The following is a 14,409-nucleotide window of genomic DNA, read 5'->3' on the forward strand; positions in this document are numbered from 1 at the left end:
GCTCCCACAGTTAGACCTCCACCGCCCCATAGCCTGTTTGTCATGTTTTGAGGGCATAACAAACGCCGATTGTAGCCATGCACAGGCCCTTGAACACAAGCCGGGAAATCCATTCGGCCATGGCGATTTTTTGTGGTAGGGTTCGCGCCCTCAAAATTCCCGCCGGCAGTTTCTACCCGGGAATATTCGGTGACAAACGGTGTAATCCAGTAGTAATGCGGCCTACACGGGTGTTCCATGATTCATACACATTTTACCCACAGCGTTATCCACAGGTAGTGCGTTGCTAAGCCCCCCAAAACGCATTATCTTGTACCTCGGCGCTAAAAAAACCCTACATGTAGGGTTTTCAGCGAAAAGACCAAACACATATCCGGCAAGAAACTCAAGCGCTTTCTTGCTCGCGTCTGGTTGAACCAAAGCATTTTTTGAAAGCCCAAACCGCGCACGCGGATGGCAACCGTTTTCCAGCCCGATTGGCAGAAAACGGTACGGGTGTTGCAGGGCTTGAATGGGGCCACTGTCACCCACTAGGAATACGGCGAAGGGCTCCCCGGCCCCGAACCAAAGACTTCGGCATGGAAGCGGCGCGATGAGCTCCCTTCCTCCTGTCCCGAAGTTGTTATGCCAGGCCCAGGCCTGCTGTAAGTGCTTCAGGACGGAACGGTGGGCACCGTGATGGTGCCCAAATAAATATAGAATGTGGAGACACCCCCTCATGCAAACCGACACAACTCGCGAGAACCCGCAAGGCTCCGTGCCGCAGGCCGCTGATTCGAACCTGGATCTGTCCGCCACCGCACCTGGCCAACTGCGCGTGATCAAGCGTAACGGCACTGTCGTTCCTTATACCGATGACAAAATCACCGTCGCCATCACCAAAGCGTTTCTTGCAGTTGAAGGCGGCACCGCTGCCGCTTCGTCGCGCATCCACGATACCGTTGCCCGCCTGACCGAACAGGTCACCGCGACCTTCAAGCGTCGCATGCCATCGGGCGGCACCATCCACATCGAAGAAATCCAGGACCAGGTTGAACTGGCCCTGATGCGTGCCGGCGAGCAGAAAGTGGCCCGCGACTACGTGATCTACCGTGACTCGCGCGCCAAGGAACGTGCCGTACGTTCCCCGGCCGAAGAAGCCGCCGTTCAAGCGCACCCGTCGATCCGCATCACCCTGGCCGACGGCAGCTTCGCACCGCTGGACCTGGGCCGCCTGAACACCATCATCACCGAGGCCTGCGAAGGCCTGGAAGAAGTCGACGGTGACCTGATCCAGCGCGAAACCCTGAAGAACCTGTACGACGGCGTGGCCCTGACCGACGTCAACACCGCCCTGGTGATGACCGCCCGTACCCTGGTCGAGCGTGAGCCGAACTACTCGTTCGTGACCGCCCGCCTGCTGATGGACACCCTGCGTGCCGAAGGCCTGGGCTTCCTGAAAGTCGCCGACAGCGCCACTCACCACGAGATGGCCGACCTGTACGCCAAGGCCCTGCCGGCCTACATCGCCAAAGGTATCGAATTCGAATTGCTGAACCCGATCCTGGCCACTTTCGACCTGGAAAAACTCGGCAAGGCGATCAACCACGAGCGTGACCAGCAGTTCACCTACCTGGGCCTGCAAACCCTGTACGACCGTTACTTCATCCACAAGGACGGTATCCGCTTCGAACTGCCGCAAGTGTTCTTCATGCGCGTGGCCATGGGCCTGGCGATCGAAGAGAAGAACAAAGAAGACCGTGCCATCGAGTTCTACAACCTGCTGTCGTCCTTCGACTACATGTCGTCGACCCCGACCCTGTTCAACGCCGGTACCCTGCGTCCACAGCTGTCGAGCTGCTACCTGACCACCGTGCCGGATGACCTGTCGGGCATTTACCACGCGATCCACGACAACGCCATGCTGTCCAAATTCGCCGGCGGCCTGGGTAACGACTGGACACCGGTGCGCGCACTGGGTTCGTACATCAAGGGCACCAACGGCAAGTCCCAGGGCGTCGTACCGTTCCTGAAAGTAGTGAACGACACCGCCGTTGCCGTGAACCAGGGTGGCAAGCGCAAAGGCGCTGTGTGTGCCTACCTGGAAACCTGGCACATGGACATTGAAGAGTTCATCGAGCTGCGCAAGAACACCGGTGATGACCGTCGTCGTACCCACGACATGAACACCGCCAACTGGATCCCTGACCTGTTCATGAAGCGCGTCTTCGATGACGGCAAGTGGACTCTGTTCTCGCCATCCGAAGTGCCGGACCTGCACGACCTGACCGGCAAGGCCTTCGAAGAGCGCTACGAGTACTACGAAGCCCTCACCGAGTACCCAGGCAAGGTCAAGCTGTTCAAGACCATCCAGGCCAAAGACCTGTGGCGCAAAATGCTGTCCATGCTGTTCGAAACCGGCCACCCATGGTTGACCTTCAAGGACCCATGCAACCTGCGCAGCCCGCAGCAGCACGTGGGCGTGGTCCACAGCTCGAACCTGTGCACCGAGATCACCTTGAACACCAACAAGGACGAGATCGCCGTTTGCAACCTGGGCTCGATCAACCTGCCGAACCACATCGTCAACGGCAAGCTGGACACCGCCAAGCTGGAACGCACCGTCAACACCGCTGTACGCATGCTCGATAACGTGATCGACATCAACTACTACTCGGTGCCACAGGCGCAGAACTCCAACTTCAAGCACCGTCCGGTTGGCTTGGGCATCATGGGCTTCCAGGACGCTTTGTACCTGCAGCACATTCCTTACGGTTCGGACGCAGCCGTCGAGTTCGCCGACAAGTCCATGGAAGCGGTCAGCTACTACGCGATCCAGGCTTCCTGCGACCTGGCCGACGAGCGTGGCGCCTACGAGACGTTCCAGGGTTCGCTGTGGTCCAAGGGCATCCTGCCGCTGGATTCGCAACAGATCCTGATCGAAGCCCGTGGCCAGAAGTACATCGACGTTGACCTGAACGAAACCCTGGACTGGGCGCCGGTACGTGCCCGTGTGCAGAAAGGTATTCGTAACTCCAACATCATGGCCATCGCACCGACCGCCACCATCGCCAACATCACTGGCGTGTCGCAGTCGATCGAACCGACCTACCAGAACCTGTATGTGAAATCGAACCTGTCGGGCGAATTCACCGTGATCAACCCGTACCTGGTTCGCGACCTCAAGGCCCGCGGCCTGTGGGACTCGGTCATGATCAACGACCTGAAGTACTACGACGGTTCCGTGCAGCAGATCGAGCGCATCCCGCAAGAACTCAAAGAGCTCTACGCGACCGCGTTCGAAGTGGACACCAAGTGGATCGTTGACGCCGCCAGCCGTCGTCAGAAGTGGATCGACCAGGCCCAGTCCCTGAACCTGTACATCGCCGGCGCTTCGGGCAAGAAGCTGGACGTGACCTACCGCATGGCGTGGTACCGTGGCCTGAAAACCACTTACTACCTCCGTGCCCTGGCCGCCACCAGCACCGAGAAGTCGACCATCAACACCGGCAAGCTGAACGCAGTGTCCAGCGGCAACCACGGTGATGACTCTGTACTCGCAGCGCCAGCCGGCCCGGCACCGGTGCCAAAGGCCTGCGCGATTGACGAGCCGGATTGCGAAGCTTGCCAATAAGCTGAGCCAGTTCAGGGGTATTGTCCCCCTGGATTGAAAAAGCCCGATAGACCCCAACTGCATAGGGTTTATCGGGCTTTTTGCTTATCGCCTTAGAGGAACGCGTACGCAATGCCCTGCTTGGGCGCGCCACCTCGGCGCCCCCACAACTCCACGCGCCCGTCGATGACCGCCATCGAATGGCGATCGTAGGCCACGACACCGAGCTTGCCGCTCGCCAGCTCACCGCTTGAAGACTGCCGGTAAAGCCCTTTCAAACCCAGGCGATCCAATGCTTCGTGGGGCATTTCGCCGTTGTTCAAACTTTGCATCGCATGGGCGAAGCTTCTTTTGGATTGACTCGGGTTGTCGTCCAGGCCATTCCCTTCCATCTGTGCCCGCTTGGCGCTCGCTGCGAACATGAAGTTGGCATCGGTCAGCATGCTCGGATTGTCCCCCTTGAACTGCGCATACCTGGCCGCCTGCTTTAATTCATCCTTGGATAGATCAAGTTCGAAGCCGTCGCGCATCTTCACGTGGTAACCGTCTGCCGTCTCTTTTACCTCCTTGAAAACGTCGGTGGGTTTCTGGCCAAACTTCATCATTGCGCCCTTTATTGCTGACACCGTGACGCAATTGCCATCGGGGCCCTGGCTGAATCCGCTCCAGATGTTGTCCGGCTTTTTTCCTGGGTTACTTTGATCAGGCTTGTAGTTGAAATGCTTGGAGCCTTCGGTAATCGGCAGATTACTCATGGGCTCACTGGGCCCGAAATTGCCGGGGCTTGGCCTGCCACCACCGCCTCCGCCACCTCCCCCACCTGGCGACGGGCCAGGAGAAGGTGGCGAAGGTTTGGGTGATGTATCGTCGGTTTCCGGAAACCATTCCCTCATCAGACGCCGCAGCATCTCCAGCCACGAGACGTCCGCCTTCGCGATCAACTCCTGCATGATCTCTTTGAATTTTTCGTCACCCAGTTCTTCGCGCTTCGCGTTCAACTGGTCACGAAGGTATTGGACGGTCTGGCTCTTGGATGTTTTCTCGGCATCCCTCAGTTGATCGAGCAGTTGCCTGACCGACTCAGCATCAGAGGACTTGCCTCCCCCGGGTTCATCCGACTGACTTTTGCGTCCGTATACACCGGCGCTGAAATCACTCGGGACAAACCAATGGCTGCCTGCTGATGCCCCTTCCCACTGCTTGTACATCGCCATGCCTCTCTCCCGCTGGTCGATGGGCGACAGGCGCCCGTGCCCCGTACGTGGCGCAATGGGCGCTGGGCGTTCCAGCAGCAAGGCGAGATGAAACAGGCGGTAAACTATTAACGCGCGCACACAAAAAGGCCCCTCGATCGAGGGGCCTTTTTGTGTGCGGGTATTAGCGCGGTGGCATCAGGTCATCTGAATGATGGTCTGCATGATGGTGCTTTGGGTGGAGATGGTCTTGGCGTTCGCCTGGTAGTTGCTCTGGGCCTTGATCAGGTCAACCAGCTCGCTGGTCAGGTTGACGTTGGAGTTCTCCAGGGAGTTGGCCACGATCGAACCCAGGGTACCGGCCTGCGGGTTGTCATAACCCGGCTGGCCCGAGGCGAAGGTCTCTTTCCAGGTGGTTGCACCGGCTGGCTGCAGGCCCTGCTCGTTGTTGAAGCTGGCCAAGGAGATCTGGCCGATGGCCTTGCTCTGCTGGTTGCTGAAGGTGGCGAACAGGACGCCACTGCCGTCGATCTTCAGGCCGGTGATCTGGCCGGTGGCATAGCCATCGGTGACCGGAGGGTTACGGTAGGTGGCCGAGTTGTACTGGGTAATGTTGGCCATGTTGATGGCGATACCACCCGGGTTGGCATCCGCACCGTTAGCCTTCCATACGCCGTCAGTTACCTTGCCGGGAACCCAACCGGCAACGGTCAGGGTCTTGTCGGACACACCATTGGTGACGACGGTAGTCAGATTGCCAGCGCCGTCAAAGGTCAATGTCGACGGCACAGGTGGCGTCGAAGGGGTGCCGGTCGGAGCCGAACCATCGGGGTTGCGGCCGTCAATCAGGGTATAGGCATTCCACTTGTTGCCGTCGGTTTTCACCAGGTACTGCACCATCGGGTGCGCGTTACCTTGGGAGTCGTACAAGGTGGTGCTGTACTGGGTAGTGAAGGTGTCGGTCTTGGTTGGATCAAACGGCTTGGCCGTCTGGTCGATCACCGGCTCCGAGGAGTTCAGGTTGCTGGTGGAGTCGACCTTGGTGGACGCCTTGGGCGGCAGGTTCGCCAGATTCAGTTGCAGGTCGACCAAGCCACCCTTGCTGATCTTGCCATTATCGTCTGCGGCATACCCTTGCAGGCGGGAAGTGCCGGTGTTGTTGGTGATGTAGCCATCCTTGTCCGCGCGGAAAGCACCGCTACGGGTGTACTCCAGCGAACCGTCGCTGCCCTTCTGTACGAAGAAACCACCACCCTGGATCGCCATGTCGAGGATGCCGCCGCTGCCGTTGACGTCGCCCTGGGTGAACTGCTGCGACACCGCCGCCAGATTCACGCCGTTGCCGATGCTGTTCTGGCCGGTGCCCAGCTTGGAAGCCGCGTAGATATCGGCGAATTCCGCACGGGATGACTTGAAGCCAGTGGTCGCGACGTTGGCGATGTTGTTGCCGGTCACGTCCAGTTGTTTGTTGGCCGCATAGAGGCCGCTAAGGCCGATATTAAAAGACATGTTTCTCTCCCTCTGCCGTATTTAGCCGGCTCTATGTACCGATAGTCTGAATTTGCGACAGCTTGACGCTGCCCATGCCGCCTGCAAGGTTGAGCAGCATTTCGCCGCCGGTCTTGCTCAGGGTCACGCTGGTGACCGTGGCGGGCAGCGAAGTGGTCAAGGCCACTGCGTCGCCTTTGTCGTTCTTGGTGGTGGCGTTAAAGGTGTAGGTGCCAGCTGGGGCAACCTCGCCCTTGTCGTTCTTGCCATCCCAGATAAAGCTCTGGGTACCGGCACTCTGGGCGCCCATGTCAACGGTGCGCACCACATTGCCGTCTTTGTCGGTGATCTTGACGGAGACATTGCCCACCGCCGAGGTTACTGCCACCGAACCGGTCATGCTCTTGCTGGTATCCACCATGGCCTTGTCGGTCTGGATGATGATCGAGCGCCCCACCAGCGACGAAGCCTGCAGCGCCTGCGACGAGCTGAAGTTGCTGGAGATGTTGTTCACCGAGTCGTTCAGGGTGTTGATGCCTTCCAGGCTGCTGAACTGTGCAAGCTGCGCCACGAACGCGCCGTTGTCCTGGGGCGACAGCGGGTTCTGGTTTTTCAGTTGGGTGACGAGCAGTTGCAGGAACGCATCCTTGCCCAGCGACTGATTGCCCGTCGCCGTCTTGGAAGCGTCGCTGACGCTGCTGTTGTTCGTCGCGGTCTTGACCTTGGAATTGAAAAGGTCCTGAACCGCCGTGTTGTTAGACGTATCAACGATGGCCATTATTTGGCGCCCCTTATCACTGACCCAGGGTCAGAACCTTCTGCATCATGGTTTTGGCGGTGTTCATCATTTCCGCGTTGGTCTGGAACGAGCGACTGGCGGAGATCATGTCAGCCATTTCCTCGACCACGTTGACGTTGGGGTAGTAGACGTAGCCCTTTTCGTTCGCGGCCGGGTGGTTGGGCTCGTAACGGGCCTCCAGATTGCTCTGGTCTTCGACCACGCCCAACACCTGCACACCGGAGCCGGGGGCGTCCTGGTTCTGGAACAACGAATCGCTGCCGCTTGCCTGCCCCCCCTGGAACATGGTGGCGAACACCGGGTGGCGGGCGCGATAGGTCTGGTCAATGCTCGAGGAGACGGTTTCGGCGTTGGCGATGTTACTGGCGACGGTGTTCAAACGCGTGGTCTGCGCGCTCATGCCACTGCCGGCAATATTGAAAACACTGGACAGAGACATGGCTTACTCTCCACGCAGGGCTGACATCAGCCCTTTGAATTTGCTGTTGAGCAGGGTGAAGCTGGCCTGGAAGTTCACCGAGTTTTCGGCGTAGTTCGATTGCTCCAGCTGGGCGTCGACGGTGTTCTGGTCGATCGACGGCTGCATCGGTGTGCGATACAGCAGCGACTCGTCACCCTTGCTCAGGCCTTGCGCTTCAATGTGACGGCTGTTGGTCATATTCAAGGCGAAGGTGCCGTTCTTGGTCTTGTCCTGTTGTGCGGCGAGCACAGCGGAGAAGTCCAAGTCCCGAGCCTTGTAGTTCGGGGTGTCGGCGTTGGCAATGTTGTTGGCCAGGACTTCGGCACGCTGGGCGCGGAAGCCCAGGGCTTGTTCGTGGATACCGAGCGCTTTATCGAAGCTGATGCTCATGGCGGAAACCTTTAGGCTGACCTGCTGTTCGTTAGCAGGGTTATAGCAAGGTGCATGCCAATCTTGCGGGAGCCCGTATATCAAGGGTTTCCAGGGGAGTTGCCGGCGACTCTGCCAGAAAAGCGGCAAGCGATTTCCGCGTAGTGCCAGTAAAGCGGCAATCGGCAGTTGCCGCTTTCAGTAGGGCTGGCGCATAACAAATGTGGGAGCGGGGTTGCTCGCGAATGCGGTGGGTCAGCCAATTTATCTCTGGCTGACAGAACGCATTCGCGAGCAAGCCCGCTCCCACATTTTTGATCGGGTGCGGCTTACTTGGCCTGGTAGATGATCCCCGGGCTGCATTGCACCATCTGGAAGTGATCCGGCAGCCCATTGAGCGCCTCGGAAGCACCGAGGAACAGATAACCTCCGCGCTTGAGGGTGCCGTGGATGCGCAACAGGATGTCTTTCTTCACTTCAGCCGAGAAATAGATCAGCACGTTGCGGCAGAACACCATGTCGAACTTGCCCAGGCTAGCGTAGCTGTCGAGCAGGTTGAACGAGCGAAATTCGACGCGGTTCTTGATCGGCGCCTTGATCGCCCAACGCCCTGCCCCTTTGGGATCGAAGTAGCGCTGCAGGCGTTCCTGGGACAAGCCTCGGCCCAGCGCCAGGCTGTCGTACTCACCGGTCTTGCAGTTGGTGAGCATGGTGCCGGACAAATCCGTGGCCACAATTTGCGCGCCGGCTTTCAACTGGCCCATGTTGGTCCGCTCGAACTCATCGATGGACATCGAGATCGAGTACGGCTCCTGCCCCGAAGAACAGGCCGCCGACCAGATACGCAGGCGCTGGCCCGGGCTGGCCTTGATGGCTTCCGGCAACACTTTGTTCTTGAGCACTTCAAAGGGATAGGTATCGCGAAACCATAAGGTTTCGTTGGTGGTCATGGCATCAACCACCATTTCTTTAAGCCCACTGCGCGGCTGACCCTGGATCCGCTGGACCAACTCACCCAGGGATTTGATGCCCTGCTGTTCCATCAGCTTGTTGAGGCGGCTGGATACCAGGTACTGCTTGTTTTCACCGAGCAATATGCCACAGGCTTTTTCCAGGAAGACCCGGAACTGTTCGAAATCCAAATTACCCGTAGACAATGATGCCGCCTCTTAAATCGTGTGACCGCCAGGGGACATCCCCTAGCCGTGATCTGCTGCCTTGATCCGGTCGACTACCCGGGATGCGAGGTCATCAGGACGGAATTTGGCCAGAAAGTCATCCGCACCGACCTTCTTGACCATTGCCTGATTGAATACCCCCGACAACGAAGTATGCAGGATGATATGCAATTTTTGCATGCGTGGATCATTACGTATCTCGGCCGTGAGCGTGTAGCCATCCATTTCCGGCATCTCGATGTCAGAGATCATCATCAAGAATTCTTCTTCGGGCTTCTTGCCTTCGTCCGCCAGCTTGCGCAGGTAATCCAGGGCTTGTCGGCCGTCATTGAGGGCTACCACCTCCACCCCGACGGTTTGCAGGCAACGTGTGACCTGCTTGCGCGCCACGGAAGAGTCGTCCACGGTCAACACGCGCAGCGAAACCGCCTTGTGTGCCGTTTCGGCATCCACCACGCCAACGGAGATGGTTTCCGAGGTAGGGGCCACTTCGGCGAGGATCTTCTCCACGTCGATAATTTCCACCAACTGGTTATCGACCCGCGTCACCGCCGTCAGGTAGTGATCGCGCCCCGTGCCCTTGGGCGGCGGATGGATCTCTTCCCAGTTCATATTGACGATGCGCTCCACCGAGCGCACCAGGAAACCCTGGGTCTTGGTGTTGTATTCGGTGATGATCACGAAAGGGTTCTGGCGGTCTTGCAAACCCGCGGCCCCTGTGGCCATTGCCAGGTCAAGAATCGGAATGGTCGCGCCACGAATGTTGGCCACGCCACACACCACCGGACTGGACTTGGGCATGATCGTCAACTTGGGACATTGCAGCACTTCACGCACTTTAAACACGTTGATGCCATACAACTGATTGCCATCCAGGCGGAAAAGCAACAACTCCAGGCGATTCTGCCCTACCAGCTGTGTGCGCTGGTTTACTGAATCCATTACACCTGCCATGCCCAGACTCCTAAATCCTAGGGGTACGACGCGTACCCAACACTAAACGGCACGAGCTTTGCTATTTACTGAGTATGGATATTAAAACGACAGTTTCCCGACACCCTGGCCGCTCACGCTACCGCAGACTGCTCTGCGCCGCGCTGGCGCTGCTTGTCTCGGGCCTGGGCGTCACGGCCCGCGCCGACAACGTTACCCTGCCTGATCTACTTATCGGCGTCACCCAAGGCTTTCTTGAGTTCACTGTAGAAGATTATCTGGCGACCACCCAGACGCCGGGGCGTTATGAGATTCAGGTCAACCAGTTGGACCCACGCTTGCGCATGCCACTGTGCGACAAGGAATTGACAGCCACCCTGGAAAGCCCCGCCCAGCCCATCGGCCGTGTGACCGTAAAGGTGCGCTGTGAGGGCGCCTCGCCCTGGACGGTTTTTGTACCGGCTCAGGTCAAGCTGTTTCGCGACGTGGTGGTCGTGGCGCGACCGTTGAAGCGCACCGGCATCATCGGCTACGAAGATGTGGCGTTGCGCGAGCGGGACATCAGCCTGATCAACCAGGGCTACCTGACGTCGCTGGACCAGGCCGTCGGGCAGAAACTCACGCGACCGGTGGTCACCGACCAAGTCCTCACGCTGGTTCATCTGGAACAGGCCGAGGTGATTCGCAAAGGTGACCAGGTGGTGATTTCCGCCAGCAGTGGCGGCCTGAACGTCAGAATGCCGGGCGAGGCGTTGTCCAACGGCGGCATGAGCGAACAGATTCGCGTCAAGAACCTCAACTCCAATCGCGTGATCAAGGCGAGAGTCACCGCGCCAGGCCAGGTCGAGGTGGCGCTATAGATGACTGGAATCAAATGCCAGCTTTTCCTACACTGTGTGCTGGATATTGAGCCGAACAGGTTTATTGTCAATCGAGCCTAAAGTTTGCCCGGGTATGGCCGAAAACATGGCAAGCGTCCAAATACCCAGAGGTTTTTCAACATGGTCATTGATTTCAGTCGTTTGAATAACGCCCCGGCCTTGCCCGGCAATACGCGCACCGGCGGTGCCAAGGACAGCGTAGAAGCCAAGCCGCAGCCCTTGCCTGCCAAAGCAGAGCAGGCCGCCGCCAGCCAGAGTGGGGAATCGGTACACCTGAGCAATGAGGCTCAACAGTTGCAGAAGGTCACTGACTCGCTGCGCGATCAACCCGTCGTCAATAAAGCCCGCGTGGCCGAGTTGAAACAGGCGATCGCCGATGGCAGCTATAAAGTCGACAGCAACCGTGTAGCCAGCAAGCTGCTCAACTTCGAAGCCGAGCGCTAGGCAAAGGCCTGCGCAGGGCTTTTGGACGCTTAAAACCCAAGGCCAGCCATGCACCACGACGAACATTTGCTCCAACTGATCATTGATGATCTGGCACCGACGCAACAATTGCTCGAGTTGCTCAAGGAAGAATCCCTGGCCTTGTACGGCCGGGATATGCCCTTGCTGGAAGAAATCCTGGCGCGCAAACAGTCGCTGATTGTCTTGCTCGAACAGCATGGCAAGAAGCGCAGTGAGATTCTGATCAGCCTGGGCCTGCCTGCCGATCATGACGGCCTGGCACAACTGGCCAGCCACTCTTCAGTTGGCGATCAACTGCTGGCACAAAGCAAAGAGCTCAATCATTTGCTTGCCCAGTGCCAGGAAGCCAACCTGCTCAACGGTCAGTCGATCCAGCTCCAGCAAGCCACCACCGCCAATCAGCTGCGCATATTGCACGGCGGAGAGCCTCCGGCCCTGTATAACGCCCAAGGCTCCACCTCACGCCTGGTCAAGCCAAGCACCCGCAGCCAAGCCTGACGCCGGTTTACAGCGTGACCTATCCAAGGCGCGCTACATACTGGCAAAATGCCGGTTCTTGCGTGTAGTCGTATTTTGCCTGGAGATGGAAGAACCGTGTTCAACGCCCTTAATGCGGAAGATGCACCGCAGCCACCCAAGGTGCTCACCACGCCTCTGGAAATCGCCAGCACGTTGCGGATGCTGCAAGAAAGCCATGACCCGCTGATCATTACTTTCCACGAACGCAGCCAGCGCTTCCAGAGCTACCTGGTGGACATCGACCGGGACAGCAAGACGCTGGTGCTGGACGAAATGATTCCCCGTGACGGTGAACGCTATCTTGAGAATGGCGAAGCTTTCCGTATCGAAGGTTTCCATGAGGGTGTGCGGGTTGCCTGGGAAAGCAACGGCACCTTGACCATCAGCGAAAAAGGCGGCCACCGTATCTACAGCGGCAGCCTGCCCGGCGAAGTGGTTTACCATCAACGACGCAATGCCTTCCGCGCCGCTCTCAAGCTCGCGCAATTGGTGGACATTCAGTTGGGTGGCGAGAAGCTCAAGGCGCCTATCAGCGGTAAGCTGCTGGACATCTCGGCAACCGGCTGCAAATTGCGCTTTGAAGGCGATATCTCCGAGCGTCTGCAGTTGGGCCAGGTCTATGACCGCTTTATCGCTGCCCTGCCCTTCGGCAGCATGACCACCTCTGTCGAACTGCGCTACCTGCACTTTGAAGACAAGATCAATACCACCTTTGCCGGCGTGCGCTTTCACAACATGAGTGGTTTGGTGCAGCGTCAAGTGGAGCGCTTTGTCTACCAATTACAGCGTGAAGCTCGGCGCTTCGATAAAGACGACGATCTTTAAGCGTTAGACGCTGAGATAAAAAAACGGGCAGATCCTGATGGGATCTGCCCGTTTTTCGTTCAGGGGCGCGCCCTGCTCAAGTCATGGGGATGTTCGTCCGGGTCGGGTGGCTCGTGCGGTTCTTCGCTCGTCGGCTCCTCGGTTTCAGGGGCAGCCTCTGGATCAGGCACAGTCACTTGCATCTGCTCCTGTACCACCTGCTCATCCACCCGCGGGTCAAGGGCAGCCACCAAGGGCGAACTGGACATGCTGTCGGGCATTGCCACGTGATGCAGCGGTGCGTCGTCGACCTGATGCAGGTTGGTCACAGCCTTGGGTCGAATGCGCCACACCAGGATCAACGCACACAGGCTGAAAAACGCGTAGAGCATCTGGCTGCCGAATAGCTTCATCACCACGCCGGCCAACAGCGGCCCCACGCTGGCGCCGATCCCGTAGGTCACCAGCAACATGGCCGTCAGTGACACCCGGCGATCGCCTTCCACGTGATCATTGGAAAAGGCCACTGCCAAAGGGTAAAGGCAGAACTGCACCAGCGAACAGAAGAAGCCGGCCACGAACAACACTTCCAGCGGAACCTGCGTCATGATTGCCAACGGCAAGGCCGTCACCGCCAGGCACAAGGCAAAGCAACGAATCAGCAGTGCGCGGTCATAGCGGTCCGACAACCAGCCCAGCGGCCACTGCACGACCAATCCGGCAAAAATGCAGCTACCCATGAACAGGCCGACTTGCTCGGTCGTCAGGCCCTGCTGAGAGGCGTAGAGCGGTGCCAAGCCGTAGAACGAACCGACGATCAACCCAGCACCCAACACGGTGCTGAGCGACTGCGGCACGCGCTTGATAAAAAAGCGCGGCTCCATCGGGGCAGGGTGCAGTGGGGCCGGGTGAATGCGCCGGGTCATGGCCACCGGGACTAGGCACAGCGCGAAGCACAGCGCCACGAGCATTAACAGCTCAAGCCCCAGATGGGGATGCATGACCAGGATCAGCTGGCCCAGTACCAGCCCAAGGTAGGACGCAATCATGTAGCCGCTGAACACTACGCCACGCTGCTTGGCATCTGCCTGCTCATTGAGCCAACTCTCGATAACCATGTACTGGCACATCATCCCCAGGCCCACGATCATCCGCAGCACAATCCAGGCTGGCAGCCAATCAACCAAACCGTGACCCAGCACTGCTGCGCCGACGATCCCCGCGCAGGTGGCGTAGGCACGAATATGCCCGACCCGGGCAATCAGGCGGTGCCCGAGCTTGCCGCCCAGCACCAAGCCAAAATAGTTGGCAGCCATCAGTGCACCCACCCACAGGCTGTCGACATTGTCTGCTGCGAGGCGCAAAGCCAGATAAGTACTAAGCAGGCCGGAGCCGATCAGCATCATCAAGGAGGCGAAATAAAGGGCTCGAAAAGATTTCCAGATCTGGCGCATCGGCGTTCCGAGCGGCTCCTTGCAGTGAGGGGTAGGGCTATCAGCATGATAGTCCGGGGCAGTTGAATCCGGACAGGCGGCAGGGCCTGTTTACGGGGATTATTTTGTTTCACAGCTCAGACGCTACGTGAGTGTCTGTGAGGTACATAACCGTGGAGATAAATACACGGCGCACCACCTGTGAACCTTGATCACACGCAAGGTTCGACTGGTATTCAGGTATCTGTACAAAAGGCTTCAATGGAACGCTATGCAGGCTTTGGAAGTTGGCGTT

At 58.4% G+C, this 14,409-nt stretch carries 13 protein-coding genes; 5 read left to right on the plus strand and 8 right to left on the minus strand.

What is annotated here, in order from left to right:
• Window positions 1-718: 718 nt before the first annotated feature.
• On the plus strand, window positions 719-3,613 hold the full coding sequence (locus tag A7K61_RS27850; protein ID WP_032879843.1) for a ribonucleoside-diphosphate reductase subunit alpha: 2,895 nt from the start codon (window positions 719-721) through the stop codon (window positions 3,611-3,613).
• 92 nt (window positions 3,614-3,705) lie between these two features.
• Here A7K61_RS27850 and A7K61_RS27855 read toward each other — a convergent pair whose 3' ends face one another.
• The 7 genes from A7K61_RS27855 to A7K61_RS27885 all read right to left on the minus strand — a co-directional run bounded on the left by A7K61_RS27855 (window position 3,706) and on the right by A7K61_RS27885 (window position 10,033).
• A complete protein-coding gene (locus A7K61_RS27855; protein ID WP_171905501.1) occupies window positions 3,706-4,806 on the minus strand; it encodes a hypothetical protein in 1,101 nt (366 codons plus the stop codon).
• Window positions 4,807-4,983: 177 nt separating this feature from the next.
• Window positions 4,984-6,294, minus strand: a complete 1,311-nt coding sequence (gene flgE / locus A7K61_RS27860; protein ID WP_047711608.1) for a flagellar hook protein FlgE — start codon at window positions 6,292-6,294, stop codon at window positions 4,984-4,986.
• A 31-nt stretch (window positions 6,295-6,325) separates the two neighbouring features.
• Entirely contained in the window at window positions 6,326-7,051 is a 726-nt protein-coding gene (gene flgD, locus A7K61_RS27865) for a flagellar hook assembly protein FlgD (protein ID WP_003193570.1), read from the minus strand.
• Window positions 7,052-7,067: 16 nt separating this feature from the next.
• A complete protein-coding gene (gene flgC, locus A7K61_RS27870) occupies window positions 7,068-7,511 on the minus strand; it encodes a flagellar basal body rod protein FlgC (protein ID WP_069558801.1) in 444 nt (147 codons plus the stop codon).
• Window positions 7,512-7,514: 3 nt separating this feature from the next.
• Window positions 7,515-7,922 (minus strand): flagellar basal body rod protein FlgB, encoded by a 408-nt coding sequence (gene flgB, locus A7K61_RS27875; RefSeq protein WP_003193573.1) that lies wholly within the window; start codon window positions 7,920-7,922, stop codon window positions 7,515-7,517.
• 308 nt (window positions 7,923-8,230) lie between these two features.
• The gene (cheR, locus tag A7K61_RS27880) at window positions 8,231-9,058 is read right to left on the minus strand and encodes a protein-glutamate O-methyltransferase CheR (protein WP_014719581.1); all 828 of its coding nucleotides are present in this window, start codon (window positions 9,056-9,058) and stop codon (window positions 8,231-8,233) included.
• A 42-nt stretch (window positions 9,059-9,100) separates the two neighbouring features.
• On the minus strand, window positions 9,101-10,033 hold the full coding sequence (locus A7K61_RS27885) for a chemotaxis protein CheV (RefSeq protein WP_003193578.1): 933 nt from the start codon (window positions 10,031-10,033) through the stop codon (window positions 9,101-9,103).
• Window positions 10,034-10,107: 74 nt separating this feature from the next.
• On the opposite strand from A7K61_RS27885, the gene flgA reads away from it, so the two are divergent.
• From flgA to A7K61_RS27905, 4 genes are all read left to right on the plus strand, one after another.
• A complete protein-coding gene (gene flgA, locus A7K61_RS27890) occupies window positions 10,108-10,872 on the plus strand; it encodes a flagellar basal body P-ring formation chaperone FlgA (RefSeq protein ID WP_044267596.1) in 765 nt (254 codons plus the stop codon).
• Between the two features lie 141 nt (window positions 10,873-11,013).
• Complete coding sequence (flgM, locus tag A7K61_RS27895) at window positions 11,014-11,337, plus strand: flagellar biosynthesis anti-sigma factor FlgM (protein ID WP_003193581.1); 324 nt, start codon at window positions 11,014-11,016, stop codon at window positions 11,335-11,337.
• Window positions 11,338-11,385: 48 nt separating this feature from the next.
• A complete protein-coding gene (locus A7K61_RS27900; RefSeq protein ID WP_014719584.1) occupies window positions 11,386-11,856 on the plus strand; it encodes a flagella synthesis protein FlgN in 471 nt (156 codons plus the stop codon).
• Window positions 11,857-11,952: 96 nt separating this feature from the next.
• Entirely contained in the window at window positions 11,953-12,702 is a 750-nt protein-coding gene (locus A7K61_RS27905; RefSeq protein WP_014719585.1) for a flagellar brake protein, read from the plus strand.
• 59 nt (window positions 12,703-12,761) lie between these two features.
• Here the strand turns inward: A7K61_RS27905 and A7K61_RS27910 are convergent, their stop codons facing one another.
• Entirely contained in the window at window positions 12,762-14,135 is a 1,374-nt protein-coding gene (locus A7K61_RS27910) for an MFS transporter (protein WP_044267601.1), read from the minus strand.
• Window positions 14,136-14,409: the final 274 nt, after the last annotated feature.

Source organism: Pseudomonas sp. AP42 (assembly GCF_001728935.1).
GTDB lineage: Bacteria > Pseudomonadota > Gammaproteobacteria > Pseudomonadales > Pseudomonadaceae > Aquipseudomonas > Aquipseudomonas lactis.

Coding starts and splice junctions, on each gene's coding strand:
- flgB (WP_003193573.1), bottom strand. CDS start 7,922: ATGAGCATCAGCTTCGATAAAGCGCTCGGTATCCACGAACAAGCCCTG.
- flgA (WP_044267596.1), top strand. CDS start 10,108: ATGGATATTAAAACGACAGTTTCCCGACACCCTGGCCGCTCACGCTAC.
- A7K61_RS27850 (WP_032879843.1), top strand. CDS start 719: ATGCAAACCGACACAACTCGCGAGAACCCGCAAGGCTCCGTGCCGCAG.
- A7K61_RS27855 (WP_171905501.1), bottom strand. CDS start 4,806: ATGGCGATGTACAAGCAGTGGGAAGGGGCATCAGCAGGCAGCCATTGG.
- A7K61_RS27900 (WP_014719584.1), top strand. CDS start 11,386: ATGCACCACGACGAACATTTGCTCCAACTGATCATTGATGATCTGGCA.
- flgE (WP_047711608.1), bottom strand. CDS start 6,294: ATGTCTTTTAATATCGGCCTTAGCGGCCTCTATGCGGCCAACAAACAA.
- flgM (WP_003193581.1), top strand. CDS start 11,014: ATGGTCATTGATTTCAGTCGTTTGAATAACGCCCCGGCCTTGCCCGGC.
- A7K61_RS27910 (WP_044267601.1), bottom strand. CDS start 14,135: ATGCGCCAGATCTGGAAATCTTTTCGAGCCCTTTATTTCGCCTCCTTG.
- flgC (WP_069558801.1), bottom strand. CDS start 7,511: ATGTCTCTGTCCAGTGTTTTCAATATTGCCGGCAGTGGCATGAGCGCG.
- A7K61_RS27885 (WP_003193578.1), bottom strand. CDS start 10,033: ATGGCAGGTGTAATGGATTCAGTAAACCAGCGCACACAGCTGGTAGGG.
- flgD (WP_003193570.1), bottom strand. CDS start 7,051: ATGGCCATCGTTGATACGTCTAACAACACGGCGGTTCAGGACCTTTTC.